The 23,362-nt window shown below is 54.1% G+C and carries 15 protein-coding genes and 2 pseudogenes; 15 read left to right on the forward strand and 2 right to left on the reverse strand.

The genetic code is table 11. The features are described 5' to 3' along the window. Nucleotides 1-107: 107 nt before the first annotated feature. The 3 genes from BHAP_RS00855 to BHAP_RS00865 all read left to right on the forward strand — a co-directional run bounded on the left by BHAP_RS00855 (nucleotide 108) and on the right by BHAP_RS00865 (nucleotide 4,075). Entirely contained in the window at nucleotides 108-1,610 is a 1,503-nt protein-coding gene (locus BHAP_RS00855) for a PucR family transcriptional regulator (protein ID WP_094728712.1), read from the forward strand. A gap of 153 nt (nucleotides 1,611-1,763) precedes the next feature. Then, on the forward strand, nucleotides 1,764-3,134 hold the full coding sequence (locus BHAP_RS00860; RefSeq protein ID WP_094728714.1) for an MFS transporter: 1,371 nt from the start codon (nucleotides 1,764-1,766) through the stop codon (nucleotides 3,132-3,134). Nucleotides 3,135-3,313: 179 nt separating this feature from the next. Next, nucleotides 3,314-4,075, forward strand: a complete 762-nt coding sequence (locus tag BHAP_RS00865) for a creatininase (protein WP_094728716.1) — start codon at nucleotides 3,314-3,316, stop codon at nucleotides 4,073-4,075. 168 nt (nucleotides 4,076-4,243) lie between these two features. On the opposite strand, the gene BHAP_RS00870 is transcribed toward BHAP_RS00865, so the two are convergent. Next, nucleotides 4,244-5,719 carry a DUF349 domain-containing protein gene (locus BHAP_RS00870; protein ID WP_094728718.1) on the reverse strand — a complete coding sequence of 492 codons (1,476 nt, stop codon included), beginning with the start codon at nucleotides 5,717-5,719 and terminating at the stop codon, nucleotides 4,244-4,246. A gap of 105 nt (nucleotides 5,720-5,824) precedes the next feature. On the opposite strand from BHAP_RS00870, the gene hisS reads away from it, so the two are divergent. Both hisS and aspS read left to right on the forward strand, forming a co-directional pair. Continuing rightward, nucleotides 5,825-7,243, forward strand: a complete 1,419-nt coding sequence (gene hisS / locus BHAP_RS00875) for a histidine--tRNA ligase (RefSeq protein WP_094728720.1) — start codon at nucleotides 5,825-5,827, stop codon at nucleotides 7,241-7,243. 69 nt (nucleotides 7,244-7,312) lie between these two features. Then, nucleotides 7,313-9,109 carry an aspartate--tRNA ligase gene (aspS, locus tag BHAP_RS00880; RefSeq protein ID WP_094728722.1) on the forward strand — a complete coding sequence of 599 codons (1,797 nt, stop codon included), beginning with the start codon at nucleotides 7,313-7,315 and terminating at the stop codon, nucleotides 9,107-9,109. A 171-nt stretch (nucleotides 9,110-9,280) separates the two neighbouring features. Here the strand turns inward: aspS and BHAP_RS11805 are convergent, their stop codons facing one another. After that, nucleotides 9,281-9,457 (reverse strand): hypothetical protein, encoded by a 177-nt coding sequence (locus tag BHAP_RS11805; RefSeq protein WP_244569197.1) that lies wholly within the window; start codon nucleotides 9,455-9,457, stop codon nucleotides 9,281-9,283. 379 nt (nucleotides 9,458-9,836) lie between these two features. Between BHAP_RS11805 and BHAP_RS00890 the strand changes: the two genes are divergently transcribed. From BHAP_RS00890 to BHAP_RS00930, 10 genes and pseudogenes are all read left to right on the forward strand, one after another. Then, nucleotides 9,837-11,336 carry a DUF6020 family protein gene (locus BHAP_RS00890; protein WP_094728724.1) on the forward strand — a complete coding sequence of 500 codons (1,500 nt, stop codon included), beginning with the start codon at nucleotides 9,837-9,839 and terminating at the stop codon, nucleotides 11,334-11,336. Nucleotides 11,337-11,510: 174 nt separating this feature from the next. After that, entirely contained in the window at nucleotides 11,511-12,062 is a 552-nt protein-coding gene (locus BHAP_RS00895) for a YbaK/EbsC family protein (RefSeq protein ID WP_169713134.1), read from the forward strand. Between the two features lie 151 nt (nucleotides 12,063-12,213). Beyond that, nucleotides 12,214-13,017, forward strand: coding sequence for an amino acid ABC transporter ATP-binding protein (locus BHAP_RS00900; protein ID WP_094728726.1), 804 nt, complete (start codon nucleotides 12,214-12,216; stop codon nucleotides 13,015-13,017). A gap of 24 nt (nucleotides 13,018-13,041) precedes the next feature. Further along, the gene (locus BHAP_RS00905; protein WP_094728728.1) at nucleotides 13,042-13,881 is read left to right on the forward strand and encodes a glutamate ABC transporter substrate-binding protein; all 840 of its coding nucleotides are present in this window, start codon (nucleotides 13,042-13,044) and stop codon (nucleotides 13,879-13,881) included. After that, on the forward strand, nucleotides 13,881-14,558 hold the full coding sequence (locus BHAP_RS00910) for an amino acid ABC transporter permease (protein ID WP_094728730.1): 678 nt from the start codon (nucleotides 13,881-13,883) through the stop codon (nucleotides 14,556-14,558). Before BHAP_RS00905 ends, BHAP_RS00910 begins: the two co-directional genes overlap by 1 nt. 6 nt (nucleotides 14,559-14,564) lie before the next feature. Beyond that, nucleotides 14,565-15,662: pseudogene (locus BHAP_RS00915) on the forward strand (amino acid ABC transporter permease); the annotation flags it as partial. Between the two features lie 430 nt (nucleotides 15,663-16,092). Next, nucleotides 16,093-17,118 (forward strand): PPK2 family polyphosphate kinase, encoded by a 1,026-nt coding sequence (locus BHAP_RS00920; protein WP_094728997.1) that lies wholly within the window; start codon nucleotides 16,093-16,095, stop codon nucleotides 17,116-17,118. A 291-nt stretch (nucleotides 17,119-17,409) separates the two neighbouring features. Next, nucleotides 17,410-17,532, forward strand: a pseudogene (locus BHAP_RS11810) (LacI family DNA-binding transcriptional regulator); the annotation flags it as partial. Between the two features lie 157 nt (nucleotides 17,533-17,689). Further along, nucleotides 17,690-19,030: an ATP-binding protein gene (locus BHAP_RS00925; RefSeq protein WP_094728732.1), complete on the forward strand. Its 1,341-nt coding sequence runs from the start codon at nucleotides 17,690-17,692 to the stop codon at nucleotides 19,028-19,030. A gap of 322 nt (nucleotides 19,031-19,352) precedes the next feature. Next, nucleotides 19,353-23,321: a 5'-nucleotidase C-terminal domain-containing protein gene (locus tag BHAP_RS00930; protein ID WP_244569203.1), complete on the forward strand. Its 3,969-nt coding sequence runs from the start codon at nucleotides 19,353-19,355 to the stop codon at nucleotides 23,319-23,321. Nucleotides 23,322-23,362 lie beyond the last annotated feature (41 nt).

Consider the following 23,362-nt stretch of genomic DNA (forward strand, 5'->3'; position numbering starts at 1 on the left):
CAAGCGGTGCGTGGCCGCGTAACCAACTGCGGCTATTGTCGGCACCACGCTTTGCAGCGAGATGTACCCGATGCAACCGGTGTATTACCGGAGAATGGACAGATTGTATGGTTGTGACGATTCGTGATGCGTTGGCTGATGAACGGTTTCGGGCAGCACAACCGACGGTTACAGTCGAAGGCAAAGGGCTTGATCGGCCAATTAGATGGGTGTTTACTAACGAGCGCGAAGATGTAGCAAACTTCCTGTCTGGCGGTGAGATGCTCATTGTTGACGGCAGTGCACTATCTGGTATGAGTGCGGATGCGATGGCTGCATATGTACGGAGTTTAGCTGATGCGAGGGTTGCTGCACTTGTTGTTGAACTCGTCGAAGACATACAAACAATGCCGGCTACGCTCACGAATACTGCGTGCGTCCGAGGATTAACGCTTATTGGCCTTGGCTCTCGCGTACCGTTCGTAGATTTGTGCCAGCGGATTAATACGGCGATCGTACGTGAACAGATGCGTCTCAGTCTTGAGGTGGACACTATGTCCAGTTCGCTGCGTGAACGTCTATCACACGCGGACAATATTGATGCCGTAGCGCAAGCTATTGCGGACTTATTTGGCGAAAGTGTAGCCATATTTGATGCAGATGGACTACTTGCCGCACAAGCTGGGGGAGTATTCCGTGATGACGAGCCGACAGTAGTCATCGGATTGTCTGGACAGTCGCGTCCGACAGGTGCTTTGGAGATCTCGCAACGCGCAACCATATTGGACGAAGACAAACGCAAGATTATTGCGAGTATCGTTGATCCCGTAGCCTCGCTGAGCATCGACGGTGGTGCACGTATCGGTATGATTCGACACATTGTCGCCGGTCCGTCTGACGGTATTCACGCGACTAACGCTGAAGCAGCAGACACACACGCCATGCTGGAAGCGTTAGGATTTGCTGGTTCCTGTATTTATCTTCCGTTCGCATTGCGACTGCGCTCGTTGACTGCGTCGATGGACGATGTATCTGCCATGATCGAACAATATTGTGCCCAGACTGGCCGTGATATCGCGTGCATACTTGACGGTGCAACGTTGATTGGTTGGATGGCTGCAGAAGATGCTGCGGCAGACGTTCCAGCATTTAGCGTGCAGTGTGTGCACGCGCTTGGCACACTGTTGGACGACAACGACAATGTGTGCGTGGTACACGGCAAGGTAGCGACGGATACGGTCTCACTACTTGACGGATTCGCTGCGTTGCGTGACGTCTGTAATAGCGATCCACAATATGGACAGATGATTGATGTGATGGACAGTGCTATCGATCGGTTTGCTGCAAACGATGACATGAACCGCGCTGTTCGTGCACTGATCGCGCAGACTATCGGCTCTGATATAGCTGCGTCACCAGTACTGCTCGACACATTGTGCGCTTGTTTCGATCATATGGATAACAAGACTGGCGCTTGCGAACAACTTGGCATCGGACGGCAAACACTGTACAACCGATTAGACAAAGTGACTCAAATGATCGGTATTGATCATACCGACTGCAGTGGCTGGACCGCGCTACTATTGGCCGCCAAACTCGCCAAATCTCGCCTCGATCAGCACATCTCATAACATCATGCGTGCCACCTGACAAATTGTCTCATCGTACCGGCAACTACGTAATGCGAGGTTCACCACACGGCAAATCACGCGAGGCATGATCAAGTCACCGCGGCACGGTCCATACAAACCGCATATCCCATCCATACGAAAGGCGGCGACATCATGAGCTCGGCAACGATCAGTACCACGCAACTCAGCGTCACACCACAATCTGAAGAGCAGACAATGGTCAAGAAGGTCGCAGTATCCTCCTTCCTCGGTAATTTCATCGAATGGTTCGACTACGCCTCCTACTCTTACTTCGCAACCACCATTGCTCTCGTCTTCTTCCCAACCGGCAACCACACTGTTGCCATGCTCCAGACCTTCGGCATCTTCGCACTGTCTTTCATTCTACGACCGATTGGCGCACTGTTCTGGGGCAGCTACGGCGACAAGCGTGGCCGCAAAGCAGCGCTCGCACACTCCATCCTGTTCATGTCCGGAGCGAGTTTCCTCATCGGATGCTTGCCGTCTTACTCAGTTATTGGTGTGGGCGCGCCGATCCTACTCCTACTGCTGCGCATGGTGCAAGGTTTCTCCGCATCTGGTGAGTATGCTGGTGCTGCCACATTCCTCGGCGAATACGCTCCGACCAGCCGTCGCGGTATCTACTGTTCGCTGATTCCAGCGTCGACTGCGATCGGCCTGCTCGCCGGCTCCACACTGGCCACGATCATGACCGTGCACGTCAGCCAAGCCGATATGGTCGGTTGGGGATGGCGTGTGCCGTTCCTGCTCGCAGGTCCGCTTGGCCTTATCGTGCTCTATATTCGTACCAAGCTCGCTGACTCGCCGGTGTACGAGTCCATGAATAAGGCACTTGAAGAGAAAACTGATCGTCGCGCTGAAGATGCAACCGTTGCCGAGGACGGTATGTTCGCGCCACTCAAGGAACTGTTCCGCAATCATTTCAAGGCGCTTATGATCAGCTTCGGTGCTTGCGTGCTCAACGCGGTCGGCTTCTACACGGTGCTCACCTACCTGCCTACCTACCTGTCCGACACGGTTGGTATGGATGCGACCCAGTCCAGCACGATCACCACGATTTGCTTGGTCGCCTACGTGTTTATGGTGTTTGGCATGGGTCATATTTCCGACACCTTCGGCCGCAAGAAGGTACTGATCGGCGCATGCGTTGCGTTTATCGTGCTCACGGTGCCCGCGTTTCTCATTCTCAACACCTCGCAGTTCTGGCCGGTGCTGATCGTTGAACTCGCTATGTGCGCTACGCTGACCGCAAACGACGGCACACTATCGAGCTACCTGACGGAAACGTTCCCCACATCCGTGCGTTTCACTGGATTTGCGTTCAGCTTCAACCTCGCCAATGCGATCTTCGGCGGAACTGCTTCGTTCATCGCTACTGGTTTGATCGCGCTGACTGGCTCGTCTATCGCGCCGGCTTGGTACATGGTGGCTGTGGCTGCGATCGCGCTGGTTGCGATGATCCTCTCCCACGAGAACACGGACAAGGATCTGAGCAATATCTAGTCTGATGTGCTAGTGATCACGTAGTCGCTGGTGAATGTTGCGATGATTTCCCTAGCTGGAAGTCATCGCAACATCGTAAGTAATGCCAGATTCATCAATCAGCAACATATAGAGCGTAATTAATCATCTCAAGAATTTCATTCACCCATAATCATTCGCCCATATCAAGGAGTACACACATGGGTATCAACCGTCGCATGGATCACATGACTTGGCCGGAATTCAAGGAGGCGTGTGAACGTCCCGTCATCGTGCCTATTGGCTCGACTGAACAGCATGGACAGCATTTGCCCATCGGTACGGATGCAGTGCTCGCGACTCGTATTAGCGAAGACTTAGCTGATCGTATCGACGGTACTGTACTGCCTACGCTCAGTTACGGGTATAAGTCCAAGCCATTGTCTGGCGGCGGTCCACTGTTCCCGGGCACGATTGATATGAACGGCGTGACCGTGATCAATCAGATGCATGACGTGTTGCGTGAACTTATTGACGACGGATGCACCAGGATTGTCGTACTCAATGCGCATTTCGAGAACGAGGCGTTCATCGTCGAAGCGATTGATCTGGTGACTCGTGAAACCGGGGGAGTGGCTACCATCGTTGAAACGAACTGGTGGGACCCGCTGCCGCAATCTGTGGTAGACGAAGTCTTCGATGGGCTGGTATTTCCCGGCTGGGCGCTCGAACATGCGGCAGTTACGGAAACCTCGTTGATGTTGCATTATGCGCCTGAACTCGTGCACATGGACCGTGCGGTAGAGGAGGCGGGTGCTTCAGCAAAATCGTATGTGCGATACCCTGTGCGGCAAGGCGATGTGCCGGCACACGGCGGACTTGCGAATCCGGCTGGCTCTAGTGCCGAACGCGGACAGCTCATCGCAGATGCGTGTGTCAATGAGATTGCACGCGTATGTGCCGAGGAGTTTAGCGGACGATAACATCGACTCAGATCAAGTGGTGTCATAGCAAGGCGGATTGCCTCTAGTATCCAGCACCGTTGCATTCGATAACGATGTTCATGGCTCAGGACAGCACCGTAAAGCAAACAGCAGTGTGGCTCCCCTTGTCAGGGGAGCCACAAACATCATTGACGAATCAATGACACATTACTTAATGGCGTTGAGCCACTGCTCCTTGGTTGCCTTCTCTGCTTCGAGTTGAGCCTTCTTCTTCGGGTCAGACTCGGCAGCGATCTTCGCGCTCAGCTCTTCAAGCTGAGCATTGATCTGCTGCTCGAAGCTGGACTTACGAGCGTCAGCTTCTGGATCAGACTTCTTCCATGCAGCATCCTCAACAGCCTTGATCTGCTTGTCAACTGCGTCAAGACGGCCTTCAATACGACGCATATCGTCACGCGGCACATAGCCGATCTGATCCCACTCTTCCTGAATCGCAGCCAGTGCCTGACGAGCCTTCTTCGCAGCAGCCTCGTCAGCAACCGGGACCAGAGCCTCAGCTTTAGTCAGCAGCTCTTCTTTCTTAGCAAGGTTCTCCTTCTCAGAGGAAGAAATCTGATCGCGATCAGCCTGACGAGCATTGAAGAACGTGTCAGCAGCAGCGCGGAACTGTGCCCACAGCGCATCATCCTCGTTGCGGCCAGCGCGTCCAGCCTGCTTCCAGCGATCCATCAGCTCGTTGAACTTGTGTGAAGTTTCACCCCAAGCAGTCGAATCCTTGAGTGCGTTTGCTTCGGCAATAATCGCTTCCTTAGCTTCCTTCGCAGTGTTGCGCTCAGTGTCACGAGCCTGAGCCCACTTACGACGAGCCTGATTGAATGTGGTGCGTGCCGAAGAGAAACGCTTCCACAGGGCATCCGCATCAGCCTTATCAATGCGAACTGTAGTGCGCTGGTGCTCTTGCCACTGATCGAAGAGCGAACGGAACTTGTCTGCAGTGGAGCGCCAGTTGGTGTTGTCACCGAGCGACGAAGCCAATTCCTCAGCCTTCACCACGATCGCAGTGCGTTCTTCGACAGCCTTGGCAATCGCAGCCTTGCGAGTTTCAGCGATCTTCGCTTTACGCGCTTCGCCCTCAGCCTTCAGCGTCTCGAACTGAGCCTTCAGTGCAGCAAGATCGCCGACAACATCCGGCTGTGCGGTTTCTTCAGCCAGCGTCTTGATCGTCTCATCAATCTCATGCGTCTTAATATTGTTGGACTTGAGACGACCTGCGAACAGGTTCAGCTTACCCTTCAAATCAAGGAAGCGACGGGCATACAGTGCCAGCGCTTCTTCCTTAGAAACATCCGGGAACTGACCGACCTCGCGCTCAGACTCGCCGTCCTTGACATAAACAGTGCCGTTATCGTCGACGCGACCGAACGCTTCAGCGGCCTTAACCTGATCTTCGGCATAGCCAGTAGCAGCCGGGGCAGGAGCGGCAGTATGCTGCGGCTTCTTTGCAAACGCTGCCGGGGACGGTGCGTGCGGCTTCGGCATAGCTGCCGGTGACGGTGCTGCAGGTTTGACGGCGGCGGGTGACGGTGTTGCGGCGGCGCTGGCCTGCTCCTGGGAAGCGGGCGCTGCTGCCTGCTCAGTGGTTTCAGTTGTGTTCTCGGATTCGGTGACGTTCTCGTCGGCCATGGCCAGCTCCTTAAGCTACAAGGTGGTAGAGGGGAAGCAGAATTACCCGTAGTTGGTACAAAAATTCTACGGTGTTTTCCGCAACCTCCCTTATTATAGGGAACCGTGGCTAAAGGCGCATCTATTTCAGGATTTCCAGAGTGGCTCCCCTCTGAACGTGTCGTGGAGCAGCGTGTTATTGACACGCTCCGTAGGGTGTTTGAACTCAATGGTTTCATCGGTATTGAAACGCGTGCCGTCGAACAAGGTTCAAGTCTGCTCAAAAAAGGCGAAACAAGCAAGGAAATTTACTTGTTGAGCCGTCTTCAAGAGGTTGGTCAAGATAACGACACTCCGGTTGAAGATCGACTTGGACTACACTTCGATCTCACTGTGCCGCTGAGCCGGTACGTAGTTGAACATTCTGGCGATCTGGCATTCCCGTTTAAGCGCTGGCAGATTCAGAAAGTGTGGCGTGGCGAACGTCCGCAAGAGGGTCGTTTCCGCGAGTTTGTTCAGGCTGATATTGATGTGATCGGTCAGGGTGATTTGCCTGATCACTATGAGGTTGAGCTGCCGTTGGTGATGGTGTCGGCACTCGAGCAGCTGCGCGCATTCGGCTTGCCAAAAGCGACTGTGCATGCCAATAACCGCAAGCTGTCCGAGGGGTTCTACCGTGGTCTTGGACTGACTGATATTGAGGGCGTGTTGCGTGAGATTGACAAGCTCGACAAAATCGGTGCTGACGAGGTTGCCAAACTTTTGGTTGAAGGTTGCGGTGCGTCTGAGGCACAGGCACGTGCTTGCCTTGAGCTTGCTGATTTAACTGCGGCAAACGGTGACGAACTGGCAGTGAAGTTTGACGCGTTGTGCGCTAAGCACAATATCGCAGCTGATAGCGACGCCTACGTTCTTGCGCGTCAGGGACTCGACACACTTGCGATGATCGTCGACGAGGCTGCTCGTATTCGTCCTGGTTCTGTGATCGCTGATCTCAAAATTGCGCGTGGACTTGATTACTACACTGGTTCAGTATATGAGACGTTCCTCGAAGGAGCGTCATCGCTCGGCTCAATTTGCTCGGGCGGTCGGTACGATAATCTCGCCTCGCAAGGTAGCCGAAAGTATCCGGGCGTCGGTCTGTCGATCGGCTTGTCTCGTCTCGTGTCGTACATGTTGCACACGGCTGGTGCGCATGCGAGCCGTGTCTCGCCGGCTGCGGTGCTTGTAGCCGTGTGGAACGAGGAAGATCGCGGTCAGTCCAACCGTATTGCGAACGATCTGCGTGCGCGTGGTATTGCGGCCGATGTTGCTCCGAGTGCTGCTAAGCTCGGCAAGCAAATCAAGTACGCTGATAAGCTCGGTATTCCATACGTGTGGTTCCCGGCCGGTGCCGCTGGTATATCCGATGAGAGCGGTGCCGATGAGAGTGCTCACGACGAAGTTAAGAATATCGTTACCGGCGAGCAGTGCGAAGCTGATTCCCGGTCGTGGGAGCCGGATAGTGTAGTTGCCCGGCAAACCGTGGAAGTAGCGGATCGCTGAGTCCGTATAAGTCCGTATAACGGTCCCTGTGTTCCACCGCAGGGACCTGCGACAATGAATAGAGGAAGCATGAGCCAGACGGCTTACAGAACACATCATGCGACCGACGTGACCGAAGCGCTCGTCGGCCAGAAGGTGACGCTCGCGGGTTGGGTCGACCGTCGCCGTGACCACGGTGGCGTGGCCTTTATTGATCTTCGCGATTCGACCGGCCTTGTGCAGGTCGTGATTTATGACGAGGAAATGGCTCGTCCGTTGCGCTCCGAGTTCGTTATTCAGGTCGTTGGCGAGGTTCGTCTGCGTCCGGATGGTAACGAAAACACGCATCTGGTTACCGGTAAGATCGAAGTCGTCGCCGATTCCATTGAGATTCTTGCCAAGGCTGACGCACTGCCGTTCCAAGTTTCCACGGCGCTTGAAAACGAGTCTGAGAACAAGCTGCCGGGCGAAGATGTGCGTCTCAAGTACCGCTATCTTGACCTTCGTCGTCCGTCCATGCAGCACAATCTCAAGTTGCGCTCCGAAATGACTAAGGCTGCTCGCCACGCGTTGGAAGACATGGACTTTACCGAGGTAGAAACCCCGACGTTCATCAAGTCCACACCGGAAGGTGCGCGCGACTTCCTCGTGCCGGCCCGTCTGGTGCCCGGCTCGTGGTACGCACTGCCGCAGTCTCCGCAGCTGTTGAAGCAGCTGCTCATGGTCTCCGGTGTTGAGCGTTACTATCAGCTTGCTCGTTGCTACCGTGATGAGGATTTCCGTGCTGACCGTCAGCCTGAGTTCACGCAGCTCGATATGGAGATGAGCTACGTCGATCAGGAAGACGTTATGGCTATGGCTGAAAAGGTCATCGCTGCGATCTGGAAGAGCGCTGGCTATGAGGTGCAGCTGCCGTTGCCGCGTATTTCGTGGCAGGAAGCGATGGACAAGTATGGCTCCGATAAGCCGGACTTGCGTTTCGGTAACCCGCTCGTCGAGCTGACTGATTACTTCAAGAACACGCCATTCCGCGTGTTCCAAGCATCGTACGTTGGTGCGGTCGTGTTCAAGGGCGGTGCTGCAACTCCTCGTCGTCAGTTTGACGCATGGCAGGAGTGGGCGAAGCAGCGCGGTGCTAAGGGTCTCGCGTATGTGGTCTTCGCTGAAGACGGCGAGCTCAAGGGACCGGTTGCTAAGAATCTGTCGGAAGAAGAACGCGCTGGTTTGCGTGAAGCTGTGGGTGCTGAACCGGGCGATGCAGTGTTCTTCGCGGCTGGTTCTCGTGAATCCTCGCAGCTGCTGCTCGGTGCAGTACGTGTCGAGTTGGCTCGCCGCGAAGGACTGCTTGATCCGAAGAAGTTTGCTTTCACGTGGGTTGTGGACTTCCCGCTGTTCAAGCGTACTGACGACCCGGATGATGACGACGTGGCAGTCGGCCACTCCAAGTGGACTTCCATGCATCACCCGTTCACCATGCCGTCCAAGGATTGGATCGACAAGTTCGATAAAGACCCTGAGCACGCTATGTCTGACTCCTACGACATTGTTTGCAACGGTGAGGAGATGGGCGGCGGTTCCGTGCGTATCCATCGTGACGATATTCAGGATCGCGTGCTCAACGTGCTTGGCATTGGCAAGGAAGAGGCTGAAGAGAAGTTCGGCTTCCTGCTTGAAGCGTTCAAGTATGGTGCACCGCCTCACGCGGGTATCGCGCTCGGCTGGGATCGTACCGTGTCGATTCTCGCCGGTACCGACACCATCCGCGACGTCATCGCATTCCCGAAGGCTGGCGGCGGTCGTGACCCGCTGACCGGCGCTCCGGCTCCGATCACCGACGCACAGCGCGCCGAAACCGGTGTCGATTACGATCCGGACGCTGAAGAGTAATAATCTGCGCGCAGGTTTCCCCATGATGCGGTAAAACTCACATGGTGCGGTAAACGAAAATGGCTTATTCTCAAGGTTTTGGGATGATAGCCTATTTCAGGATTACCGCATCATGGGGAATTTACCGCATCATGAGAGGTTTACCACATCATGGGTGGGTGGCTCGTTGGGTTACCAGCGGTCGTCGGACGGTGACGCGGTGGTGTTGCGCGCGATCACGCCGTCGGCGATGGAACCGTCGGTACCGCGGTGTGCAAGTCCGGAGCCGTCGGGCATGCTGTCACGTACCGTTCTGATTTCAGTCTTCAACAGATACTGTTCCGCGAAATCCAATGTTGTCGTTACCATCGCATACCCCCTTCCGTTATTTTGATGCGATGAACGGCACCCCCGTACCGTTGAACGACCATGTAATCATGAATCGTTGCGCGACACAAGTTTCACAGGAATATTAGTTATAGCTGTTGCTTATAACTAGTTATAATGCGGCAAATAGAACTGTCGACGTCAGTGTTTCGTGAGTGCTCGTCTAACCAGCGCGGATAGACTTGATCTTGTGCTTGAGGGGAAATATGACGCAGTGAGCGTTCGCACGCAGATGCCATTGCATCGGTTGCGCAGCCTAGCCACGTTGCTTATACAGAGAAATTGGTTGTGTTGGTTGTCTTCGCGCACTCCATCTACGTTACGTCAAGCGCTGCAAGCGAGGTTTGTGCCATATACCCTCATGCTGTTGGTTGCATGGGCCCCGTATCTGACGCTTATCTGGCCCGGAGCATTGCGTGACGATACGCTCGCACAATACTTACAAACTGCTGGATTACACCGTTATTACACGCAGCATCCGTTATTTGACACGCTGATTTTTGGCCTGTTCTGGAAACTGGGCGACGCGGCTGGCTCTCCTCTGATTGGTGAAGCAATATACACGACGGTACAAGTCATGCTACTTGCCGCTGGTTGCTCGCTGATCTTGTGTTATATTCGAAAACTCGGCGTCCCGCGCTGGTTGCGTGTGATCGGGCTGATATATCTCGCTACGAGTTACGTTGTGGTCGGTGCAGTGGGCACGATGGGCAAAGACTCGCTGCATACCGTATTTTTCTTACCGGCGGCAGTGCTGTTTGTAGAAACCTGTTTGACGCGAGGCCGTGTGCTCGCTCGTCAGCCGGTTGCGGTTGCGTTCGTAGTCGTTCTCTTTGCAACGATTGCCTCGAAACGCACGGCATTGGTGATTGTAATCTGTGCTGGCGTGTGTCTGCTCATAGCGTGCGATCGGGGACGGCGCCGTCGCCATGCGGCATGCTGCCTCGTGTTAGCAATCGTATTTGCGCAAGTGATATTCGCGCCGATCGCTGCGGCTGCAACACATGCCAATCATTCGCCGTCGCGTGAAATATGGGGGATTGTAACGCAGTCGGTTACGCAGGTTGCGCGAGATTATCCGTCGGCTATCTCTCAAGATCAGCGTGCTGCATTGGATGCCATTATGAATCTTGATCGTGCCACGCTCGAAATGAAGCCGTATCGCAGCAATGAGACGTTCCAGACGTTACGTACTGATCCGTCACCGAGTGCGAGCGAACGATTCGCAGCGTTACGCGTGTGGGTTCAGCTCGGACTCGCATATCCGGGGGAGTATTTCAAGGCTTGGTCTGGACCGATTCGCGGATGGTGGGACCCGCATGTGAACTTTGCATACCCAACGGATTCGGATTATTTGTTGCGTGGTGGATATTTGCGGCAATGGGCCACTTTTCTGCCAGAAGATGCTGGGATATTACACGATGGTATTGCAACGCGCAACGCTGATGACATTGCTGATGCGGATACGCGTGCAGCATTACGCGTGACGCAGATTACTCACGATCTTGCACCACTGATGGGCACGTCTCGTAAAGCCCAATGGCAACGTGACATGTTGGAGCATGTGCGACATTGGGTGCGCGATAATAATCCGCTCACTGCAATGGCCTTATACGTGACGTGGATTCCGTTATTGACGGGCGTGATATTGCTGATACAAACGATTATGGAACGGCGACGACTACACCGAGATACCAGTGGTGTATCGGCGTATCCTTCCGGTCGATGTGCAGCATTCAGCTTGTTAGTATTTACGATGTTGTCATTGTACGCTTCGCCGGAAGCGCTGTTCTGGTATCCAATCCCTGTGTTTTGCTCCCTGCCATTATTTACAGCATTACCGTTGTGTACCCGTTCGTGACGTCGACTCTACTGTGTGTGGGCATAGGCTGTTCATAATAACCTCATATTTGACCATTTCATGAACAGCCTATGCCCACAACAAGTTATAAGGAACGTCTATAAGTACGTGGCGTTGCGCACCGTAACCAGCCGGTATATTAGCCGATAACAAGTTGCGGGGAAGGCAATGGTTATGGCGTTAGAAATACTGGACTGGCATGATGGGGATCTGCTGGCAAAGCCGGTGTTAAATGCATTGAACGCGTTAATCGCGTCCGGTGTGCCGGAACGCTTAATTCTTGGTGTCACTATTAATACGGATGAGGAATCGGATACTGATATATGGTGTCCTCGATATGACGTGCCGTTTGCGAACACCGGTAACGTGGTCGTCGTGCATACGCATAAGACCCGTAAAGCGCCGCCGCAGTTTGCTGCTGCGCTTGTTACGGCAGATACGCGCGCAGATCTCAACGGTGTGGTTAAACATACGTTGGAAGTTTCAAAAGTGAGTTTTGCGCCGATTACAGATGCCGTTGAAGCAACTGGTATGGAATCAGGCGGTATGTCGCCAATCGGATTGCCGGAAGGCTGGCCGATACTGGTTGACCAGCATATTCTCGCAGTACCGAAACTCTATATTGGCTCAGGTATTCGCCCGTCCAAACTTGTGGTTGACGGTGCGATTTTCGCTGATCTTCCCGGTGTAACGTTCGTGGCTGGATTAGGAAAACCGCGTTTGTGACAAGCCAGTAACAAGCCAGTGACAAGTCAGCGGCAACACATCTTGTGCGAACCGGCTATTTTCTCGTAAGTGAACGTTCACAATCGAGCACGAGTTCATTACATGAACAAACCGTGTTGATTTGGTAACATGCGGCCGATATACTGCCCGCATGTCGCAAATCCAAGAAGAAGAGAAAATCGCCGAAGCTCCGCTTATCCCCGGCGTTGAATATCCTGACCATCCGCTCGTCGAGCTGACCCACGTCGAAAAGTATTTCGGCGACCTTCACGTACTCAAAGACATCAATCTCGCCGTCAACAAAGGCGAAGTACTCGTCGTCGTCGGACCATCCGGCTCCGGTAAATCGACAATGTGTCGCACTATCAACCGTCTCGAAACTATCGACTCGGGCGATATTCGTATCGACGGCAAAGCTCTGCCCCAAGAAGGCAAGGAATTGGCGAGTCTGCGCGCCGAAGTCGGCATGGTATTCCAGTCGTTCAACCTATTTGCTAACAAAACTATCCTCGACAACGTGACGCTCGCTCCGATCAAAGTACGTCACATGAACAAAACCGAAGCCGAGCATCTGGCAATGGACTTGCTCGCCCGCGTAGGCGTTGACTCTCAGGCTCATAAAATGCCGTCGCAACTTTCCGGTGGCCAGCAGCAGCGTGTTGCTATTGCTCGCGCGCTCGCCATGAAGCCGAAAGTCATGCTTTTCGACGAGCCAACATCCGCTCTCGACCCGGAAATGGTCAACGAAGTGCTCGACGTTATGGTTGAACTGGCTCATGAAGGCATGACCATGATCTGCGTGACCCACGAGATGGGCTTCGCGCGTAAAGCCGCCGACCGTATTGTCTTCATGGCAGATGGTCAGATTCTTGAGCAAAATACGCCTGATGAGTTCTTTGAACATCCTAAGACTGAACGTGCCAAGGATTTCCTCTCGAAGATCCTCACTCACTGAAATCAAGGCGGTGAGAGTATAGCTATGATATTTAACCAAACTATGAAACGCATTGCCACGCGCGTACTCGCCGCTGTGGCTGCGATCGCATGTACTTTATCGCTTGCTGCATGCGGTGAGGATGAAACTGGCAAAATTCGCATCGGTATCAAATTCGATCAACCCGGTCTTGGCTTTAAGAAATCGGGCACGTATGTCGGTTTTGATGTGGATGTAGCCAAGTATGTTGCAAAAAAACTTGGATATTCTGAAGACGAGATTATCTGGAAAGAGGCACCGTCCAAGCAGCGTGAAGCCATGTTGCAAAACGGTGACGTTGATATGATTCTCGCTTCCTATTCGATTACTGACGAGCGTAAGAAAGCGGTCTCATTCGCGGGTCCGTACTTTGTTGCTGGGCAAGATTTGCTTGTGCGCAAAGATGACGAGTCCATCAAAGGTCCGGAAGATTTGAACGGTAAACGACTGTGTTCAGTAACCGGCTCAACGTCTGCGGCGACTGTGAAGAAGAAGTTTGCGTCTGAAGTTCAGCTCATGGAACAGCCTGGATATGCGGAATGCGCGACCGCACTGTTCTCTGGCATCGTTGACGCAGTAACAACTGACGATATTATTCTCGCAGGTCTCGCCTCGGCTTCGCGTGGCAAACTCAAGGTTGTTGGCAAGCCGTTTACGCAGGAATACTACGGTGTGGGCATCAAGAAAGGTGACACGAAACTCGCCACGCAGATTAATAATGCGATTGCGCAGATGATTCAAGATGGAGCGTGGCAACGTGCTGTGAGCGATAACACTACTGGCACTGATTACACACCGGATGTGCGATACAATCCGCCGACGCCGAATGAAGGGGAGGAGGAGTGATGAACGGCTTTATGGAACTTTTCAGTCAATATGATGTGCCAGGGGCGTTCCTCGTCAACATTGAATTGACCTTGTGGAGCGCATTGTTCTCCACGATACTTGGCGTGATTCTTGTCATGATGCGTATCTCGCCGATCTCGTCGTTGCGTCTCGTAGCCGGCGCATACGTGGAACTGTTTAAGAACCTGCCGCTGACGATCATCATGGTGTTCATGGTGCTCGGTGCGTATGCGCAGTTAAAACTCAGTTTTTCCGATACATTCGCAGTGAACTTTTTCTGGCTCGCTGTGACTGGCTTGAGCTTATACACAGCGGCGTTCGTGTGCGAATCGCTGCGCTCTGGCATTAATACGGTTCCGATTGGTCAGGCCGAGGCTGCGCGTGCGCTGGGACTTGGGTTTATGCAGTCGGCCACGCAGATTATCCTGCCGCAAGCATTCCGTGGTTCAGTCGCTCCGCTTGGCAACACGCTGATCGCACTGTTGAAGAATTCGACGGTCGCTGCGGCTGCTTCGGTGTCGACGGAAACGTCATCGCTGATGAGTTCGATGATCGAATTCCGCCCAGACGTGATTATTCAGATCTTCCTGATTTTTGCGTTCGGTTATGTGATTTTGATCATTCCGATCGGCATGCTCACCACGTACCTGTCCAACAAGCTCGCCGTCAGGAGGTGACCTAAGATGGCTGATACTTCCAATTCTGTACTGTTTGACGAGCCTGGTCCGCGCGGTCGGCGCACGATTCGTATTGCTAACTGGATTGCAGCATTCGTATTCGTAGTGTTGCTGGCATTAGTGTTATTACGCTTGCATAATCCGCCGCAAGGAGAGAACCAGCTCAGTTGGGAGCTGTGGAAGCCTGCGCTTGAGCGTGAAGCGTGGACTGATTTTTACTTGCCGGGATTGTGGGCGACGATTCGTGCAACGATTGTTGCCGTGATCGGCGCGGTTGCGTTTGGTCTGGTATTCGGCGTAGGACGACTCTTGCCAAACATGGTAATTCGCGGTATTTCTGCGGTGATTGTCGAGTTTTGCCGCGCGGTGCCAGTGCTGTTGCTCATGATTTTCTTCTGGCGTTGGTTTGCGTTCGCTGGATTGTCGAGTCCGTCGTATTGGGCGGTCGTGCTCGCGCTCGTACTATATAACGGTTCAGTGGTTGCTGAGCTCGTGCGTTCTGGCGTAGGTAACTTGCCGAACGGACAGCGTGAAGCATCCCTTGCGCTGGGGTTGACTGAAACTCAGTCACTGATGCAGGTCGAAGTGCCGCAGGCCGTCTACGCGATGCTGCCAGCTGCGGTCACGCAGTTGGTCGTGGTGCTGAAGGATACTGCGCTCGGTTCAATTATTATGTACACCGATTTGCTGCAAGAGTCACGTCGACTTGGTTCGATGTACTTTAATATTCTGCAAACGTTGGTGATGGCTGCGGTGATTTATTTCGTTGCTTGTTGGCTGCTGTCTCGTCTTGCTGAATGGCTACCCGAGCGTATGCAGCAGCGTACGGCAGCGCCGGCCGAACCCGAGCCGGTCGCACCGATCGCCATCATGGACCCGTCGAACGTCAACCAGATTGCGGTGGCGAAGGAAGTGAAGGAATTGCCGCTCGGCGGCACGCCGCGTAAGTATCACGTGCATCATCGTGGTACGAACGCGTCTATTCGCAACTGGAGGCGCACTCGTTACGAGCAAGGTTACGACGAGACGCATCCCGAATCGCAGGTTGACCCAGCGACCGGTGAATTCCCGGCTGCGCGCAAGGCTGCTGAGGATGACAAGGCAGCGAAAGCGAAAGCCGCGCGCGCCAAGCGTAAGACCGAGGCGGAAGCTGCTGCCGATGCTGACGATCGTCACGCAGACAAGACCGCACATCACACCGACGCCATGCCGGAACACAATCCCGTGTTCAAACACGGCAACGACGTGGGCAAGGGAAGAACCGATCTTGGAGGCAAGCCAAAGATTTGAGGTCCCTCGATCTTGCTTGCTTCGCTGCGATGCTGTATGACGAGCCTGATAGCAGGTGCGTCATATAGCATCGTCCTGCGCGGTGTAAGCGAGAGATATTAGTGGTCTGCGTTAGAAGTTCGTTGACGATGTTCTTGGTTCCCCGTGTTAGGGGGGGGCTGGTTGATGGTGACATTGACTTCTTGCGACACATATGGAATGGGCGCGCCACCCCACAACGCCGTCACGGACGTACAATCGTCGCATGGGCAAAGATGACAAAAGAACCAGCGACGGTTTCGATGGTGGCGCTGGCAAATCGGGCGGCAAATATATCTTGAAAACGCTGAAACGTGCTCAAGATCGCATCGCATCGATTGAATCAAGCGATGACGTGGCGACGAGGCTTGCCCGTGCTGCGAAATCAAGTGAGCTGCTGAGCGCTGTCTGGTCGTTGCCGCCGGCGCAACGACTGATGTTCCATCAGGGTGCGCGAATCGCAGATATTGATGGCTCGTCTACGCCCGGTTTCGATGGCGGCAAGGATGACGCGGAACGGTTCATTGCGTTGAGCGCCACCGAGATCGCCCGGTACCAGAACCTCCTATACGCGAACGGCGTGCATGGTTCCAATCGGCGGCTGCTTATCGTGCTGCAGGGCATGGATGCCTCTGGCAAGGGCGGCATCGTCAAACATGTGTTCCGGCAAGGCAATCCGATGGGGATTCACTATCACGGGTTCGGTTCGCCCAGTGAGGAGGAGCGGGCGCACGACTTTCTATGGCGTATCGAATGTGAACTGCCTGACTCTGGCTGGATCGCCGTATTCGATCGGTCGCATTACGAGGATATTGTGATGCCGCGTGTGTATGGCACGTTGCCGGAAGTGACGTGGCGAGCGCGGTACGCGCGAATCAACGATTTCGAGCATGATCTCGTTGCGAGCGGCTGCGCGATTATTAAAATCTTCCTCGTTGTCAGCCGCGACGAACAGAAACGGCATTTTCTCGGTCGCCTCGACGATCCGACGAAACGTTGGAAGTTTGACATGTCTGATCTTGACGCGCGTGATCGTTGGGATGATTATATGGCCGCGTGGCAGGAGGTATTCGAGCGCACGAGTACGCTAGCTGCCCCGTGGCATCTGGTGCCCGCAGACAACCGTTGGTATTCGCGCGCGGTGGTTTCCGAACTGCTACGCACAAGCCTGAAGAACATGAACATGACATGGCCATCATTCAAGGCCGGTGTCGATCCCGACGAGGCACGGCGACGTCTCTCAGCAGGGTAGCGGTTGCTAGACATCCTCGAGATGCCGCCATCTGGCACAGGTGCACAACCCCAGCCAGTGCATGTATAGAACGGCACGGTGATACCAGTATCTTCAGCAATGCGTTTGAGAGCATGCATATATGCATTGCCTTCTCGACTGCAATACACCCACTCGTTTGATACACCAGTTGTCATTTCCCACGGTGCAGAGGAATGCATATATTCATTGTCTAGCTGTGAGGCAATGATCGGACCGCCGTCCTGATAGCGTAAGCCGGTGATTTGTTCGCCAATCTTGGAAAAATAGTGGCTTGATTGGACTGCTCCTACTGCTGTGGAACGTATTCTTGCGCGTATCGATGACACATCTCTCCAGCCGGAACTGTTGACCACGCATTCGCACGTTGTTACTCGTGCGACCACGCGGCGATAGATAGGACATCATTATCTTGTGTAAGGTGTCAGAAAGCGATGATCACAGTACTGAGATAATTTGATTATGTGCAGATAATAGAGGTATATCTATTATATAATGTACAAGAATAAGAGATAAAACTACTCTATAATGTACATATTGCAAGGTGCTGAGCATGTTACAACGTAAAGCCATGAAGCAGCTGGAATTCTGGAGGGCACATAAAGCCAAGCAAGCTATGCTGGTTGACGGTGCTCGTCAAGTCGGTAAAACGCATCTGGTGCGCACTTTTGGTAAAGCGAACTATAACCATACGATTGAAATCAACTTTATTGACAATGAAGATGCGCGTGACGCAATTGACGCTGCTCATAATGCTAATGATGTATTCTTCGCTATTTCGGCATATGCGAATGATGATCTTATTGCAGGAGAAACGCTTATTTTCCTAGATGAGATACAAGCGTGCCGTGATATTGTCACAAAGATTAAATTTTTAGTTGATCGTTTTAGTGGCTACGATTTCATCCTGTCAGGATCATTATTAGGCGTAGATCTCAAGAGCGTGCGATCAGTGCCGGTTGGTTACCTGGATTCAATCACCATGTTCCCGCTTGATTTTGAAGAATATTGTTGGGCGAACAAAGTTCAGCCTGCGGTATTTGATGAAGTGAGAAGCGCATTTGCTCAACGCAGACCGGTTAATGATGCGGTGCATCGACGATTGGCTGGTTTGTTTCATGAGTATTTGATTGTGGGAGGCATGCCGCAGGCGGTAGAAAACTTTGTGCAAGAGCACAATATCCAGTCACTGCGAATGTATCAGCAGAATATTATTGATCGATATCGCGAGGATATTGCACAGTATGCTGATGGTGTGGAACGTGTACGTGCGATTCGACGCATATACGATCTTATTCCTGCGCAGCTTAATCAGCAGAATAAACGCTTCAAAGTTGCCAGTGTGACAGCTGGTGCTCGATATGTGCGCTATCAGGAGGAATTCCTCTGGCTGACTGATGCTGGTGTGGCATTGCCGGTATACAACGTGGATGAGCCGCGATATCCGTTGATGCTGGCACAGAAATCGAATTTGTTTAAGCTGTTCGCTAATGATGTTGGATTGCTGACATGTATGTGCGGCATGGATGTAGTGCGTGACATGTTGCGTGACCGAACAGATGTGAATTACGGTGCATTGTATGAGAACGCTGTAGCTCAAGAACTCATTGCGCACGGAGTTACTCCTTATTATTTCAAGAATAATGCGATTGGTGAACTTGATTTTCTGATGGAAAGTTCTCGCGGCGTGGTCGTTCCAATCGAAGTGAAATCAGGTAAAACGTATAATCGGCATAGTGCGTTAAATCGTGCGCTGGCTACACCAAACTATGGCATGGAGCGCGGTGTGGTATTAGCTGAAACAAATGTGCAGGTACAGGAGCGCATTGATTATTTGCCGGTGTATATGGTAGCTGTATTAGATCGTGAAACGGTAGTTTTACAGGGAATGTGAGAAGTATCATCAAATTTGATGCTTCTACTGCTGCGGAACGTATTCTTGCGCGTATCGATGACACATCTCTCCAGCCGGAACTGTTGACCACGCATTCGCACGTTGTTGCTCGTGCAACCACGCGATAGCGGATTTACCGAGTGTTCAACATGCCGACGGGTATTGTTTGCTTGAGTTGGGTGTTGGGTTCATATGGGTTTCCTAGCGTGGAGCTTGTCCATTAGCATATGGCGGCAACGTATAACCGATCATTCATGGGTCTGTTAGCGACGTGAATGAAGGATATTACTTGTGTGGCCATACGAGGGGAAGGAATTCTACCGTGGGGTCCTATCGTAATATTGGGCTGGTGACGCGCAGTACGATTGCACTGTGCGCTGCTGCCGCAACGCTGGCTGGCTCAGCGTTCATCGGTGTGCCGAATGCGCACGCTGTTGACGCAACTGCCAAGCCGTCCGTTATTATCAACGAAGTATTCGCTGGTAACACCAAGGAACTCGGCGATCCGGTCACCGAACGTGACGATTGGGTCGAACTGAAGAATACTGGTTCTGAGCCGGTCAACGTCAATGGTTGGGGTATTTACGACGAGAAGCAGAAGAAGCACTATACGATCGGTGTTGACAAGGAAATCAACACGGATACGATTGTGCAGCCCGGCGGCTATCTCGTAGCTGCGATCGACTACAACGGGGAACCGGGTCTTGGATCTGACGCTGATTCGGTGTACCTGACGTCGAAGACTGGCGACAAGTATGATACAGCTGCCGAAGTTGACTCGACTACGTGGAAGCTTGCCGACAAGCTGACCGCACAGCAGTCATGGTCGCGCGCAGATGATGGCACGTTCAAGGTCAGCGACAAGCCGACGCCGGGCGCTGCCAATGAGTTCCCAGCACCGACTCCAACTCCGGAACCGGGCGAAACGCTGACTGTTAACGCTTGGCCGGGCCTTGACAAGGTCACGCCGGTCGATGCGAAGGGCGAATTCGGTGCGAGCGGCAAATCCGGTGAACACACCGACGGTAACCTGTCCGGTCTGGTCTACGAAAACGCGACGAATACGCTGTGGGCTGCAGATAACGATCTCAACCCGACGCTCGGTAACACCGAAGACAAGGGCCCTGGTTCAATCAACAAGTTCGTGCTCGATCCTGCAACCGGTACGTGGAAGCAGGATACGACCGACGGTTGGACGTTCAAGGTGGACGACACGACCAAGGGCGGCAAGCAGCTGCACTTCAAGGACGGCAAGGGCGGCGTTGATTCCGAAGGCATCACGCTGATCAACGCAGACTCGTCCAAGGGTGTGTTCATCGGTGCGGAACGCGACAACGAAGACAAGAACACGCCGCGTCCGTCCATCCTCAGCTACGATGTGAACGCGACTGCCGTCGACACGAACGGCGATGGCGCACAGGACCTGACTGCTACGCACGAGTGGAATCTTGTGGCACCGCTGTCCCAGTTCGACGTGACGCTGACCAAGGATGACGCCAACCTCGGCGTCGAAGGCCTCGCGTTCATCCCGAATGAGACGCTTACTGCCAACAAGTTCAAGGTCAACCTCGATCCGAACAACGTGCATGATTACGATCCTGCCGGTACTGCTAACGACTACGATGGTCTGTTCTTCGCGGCTCTTGAGAAAACTAACGCGATCTACGCGTTCGCGCTTGCCACGGTCGGCGGCAAGGATGTTGCCTACCCGATCTCCCAGATTCCGCTGCCGCAGGCCGCTGCTAACGCTGGTTTCGATGGTCCGCGTGATCTGACGTGGGATGCTGAGCACAACCAACTGCTCGCTCAAGGTGACAACGACAAGGGCACTGGCTCGAAGATCGCCACCTACACCTTCGACAAGAACGGTGCGCTCACGCTCACCGCGCTCACCGCAACACCAGCAGAAATCGCAGGACAGAACTCCGAAGGCTACGCGATCACGCCTGACTCAGCCGCGAAGAGCGTCGAAGGCGGCAAGGAAGGCAAGACCTACAAGCCGGTCTTCTGGGCTGATGACGGCGTAACCGACGGTTACTCACTGCGTCAAGGCTGGATCGAAACCAACGTGCCAGCAAAGACGAGCACCGAAATCAACCTGCTCAACTTCAACGATTTCCACGGACGCATCGACAAGCACCTCACCGTTCCGTTCGCTGGAACCATCGAACAGTTGCGCGCCGAATATCCGGACAGCTCGCTGCTGCTCGCCGCTGGCGACAACATTGGTGCTTCCCTGTTCAACTCGTCTGTCCAGCGTGACCAGCCAACCATCGACGTGCTCAATGCGCTCGGCTTAAAAGCGTCCGCAGTCGGCAACCACGAGTTCGACCAAGGCTACGCTGACCTCACCGACCGTGTGATCGGCACGGAAGGTAAGCGTAACGCTCAGTGGGATTACCTCGGCGCGAACGTGTACCGCAAGTCCGACGGTAAGCCGGCACTCAAGGAATACAGCATTCAAGACGTCAACGGCGTCAAGGTTGGTGTGATCGGTGCGGTCACTGAAGAAACCTCCACGCTTGTTTCGCCCGGCGGTATCAAGGACATCACCTTCGGCGATCCAGTCGAAGCAGTCAACCGCGTTGCCAAGCAGCTCACCGACGGTAACGAATCCAACGGTGAGGCCGACGTGATCGTCGCCGAATACCACGAAGGTGCGCTCGCAAACGAGGATACGGAAACTGGCAAGCCGACGCTCGACGAGCAGAAGGCCGACAGCCCGGTGTTCAAGCACATCGTCGACGATACCGACAAGAACGTCGACGTGATCTTCACTGCGCACACGCACATGGCCTACGATTACACTGATCCGGCGCACGCAGACCGTCCGATCATCCAGACCGGTAGCTACGCGGCTAACGTCGGCCAGGTTGTACTTGACTACGACAAGGCGAGCGACAAGGTCACCTATGTCAAGTCTGGTAATGTGCCGTCTCTGAGTGCACCGGCTGCCGATCCTGACAAGGGTGCAACCGACGAGGAGAAGGACGCCTTCGACGCCGAGCTTGCTGCCAAGTATCCGACCGTCGCCAAGGTCAAGGAGATCGTTGACGCGGCGCTCAAGGTCGCTGCGGCCAAGGGCAACGAGAAGGTCGGCTCCATCGCCGCGGACATCACCACCGCGTTCAAGGACGGTGCCCGCGACGATCGCGCGTCTGAATCCACGATGGGTAACCTCGTGGCTGATGCGCTGCTCGACTCGCTGAAGTCTGCGGATCGTGGCGGTGCTGAAATCGGCGTGGTGAACCCGGGTGGCCTGCGTGCCGAATTCTGCAAGACTGGCGAAAACGAGAAGTGCACGCTCGCCGAGGACGGTTCGATCACCTACGCTCAGGCGAACTCGGTGCTGCCGTTCCTCAACAACCTGTGGACCACCACGCTTACCGGCGCGCAGTTCAAGGAAGCGCTCGAACAGCAGTGGCAGACCACGGCTGACGGCACGGAACCGTCCCGTCCGTACCTGCAGCTCGGCCTGTCGCACAACGTGTCGTACACCTACGATCCGAACGCCAAGCAGGGCGAGCACATCACGTCGGTCACCATCAACGGCGAGCCGCTCGACCTGAACCGTGAGTACCGTATTGGTTCGTTCAGCTTCCTGTTGCAGGGCGGCGACAACTTCCGCGCCTTTGCAGCTGGCAAGAACACCAAGGACACTGGTTTGGTAGATCGTGACGCATGGATTGACTACATTCGTGCTAACTCGCCGTTGAAGCCTCGCTACGATCGTCGTGCCGTGGCCGTGACCGGACTGCCGACCGGTGAGGTGAAGGCTGGTAGCTCGTTCGCCCTGAACTTCTCGAAGCTCACACTCACTTCGCTCGGTGTACCGGCTGAAACGAAGCTCACCGCGAAGGTTGGTGACGCAACCGTTGGTGTAGCTGATGTTAAGGATGGCGATAGCGCAACGCTGACCGTGACCCTGCCGCGTACGCTGGCAACGGGCAATGCAACGCTGACGATCGTGGGCGCGACGAACGGTACGACTGTGACGTTGCCGCTGACGGTTGTAGCAGCTGGCAGTGTGACTCCGAAGCCTCAGCCTGGCCCGGGGCAGAAGCCGACTCCTAAGCCCGGCCCGCAGCAGCCGCAGCAGAAGCCGACTCCGCAGCAGCCGCAGCAGACGGGTGACAAGAACAAGAAGCCGTCCGCTGAGAAGAACGACAAGGCTAAGCAGCTCACCGAAACCGGTTCGTCAGTTGCGTGGATTGCACTTGTTGCAGCCGCGTTGCTTGCTGCCGGTGGCATCTCGCTTGCTTCCATCGGCATTCACCGCCGCGAAGAGTAAGCGCATAAGCAAATAACGTAAGGGGGTGTGGGCTCCTCTCT

The sequence above is a fragment of the Bifidobacterium hapali genome, assembly GCF_002259755.1.
GTDB lineage: Bacteria > Actinomycetota > Actinomycetes > Actinomycetales > Bifidobacteriaceae > Bifidobacterium > Bifidobacterium hapali.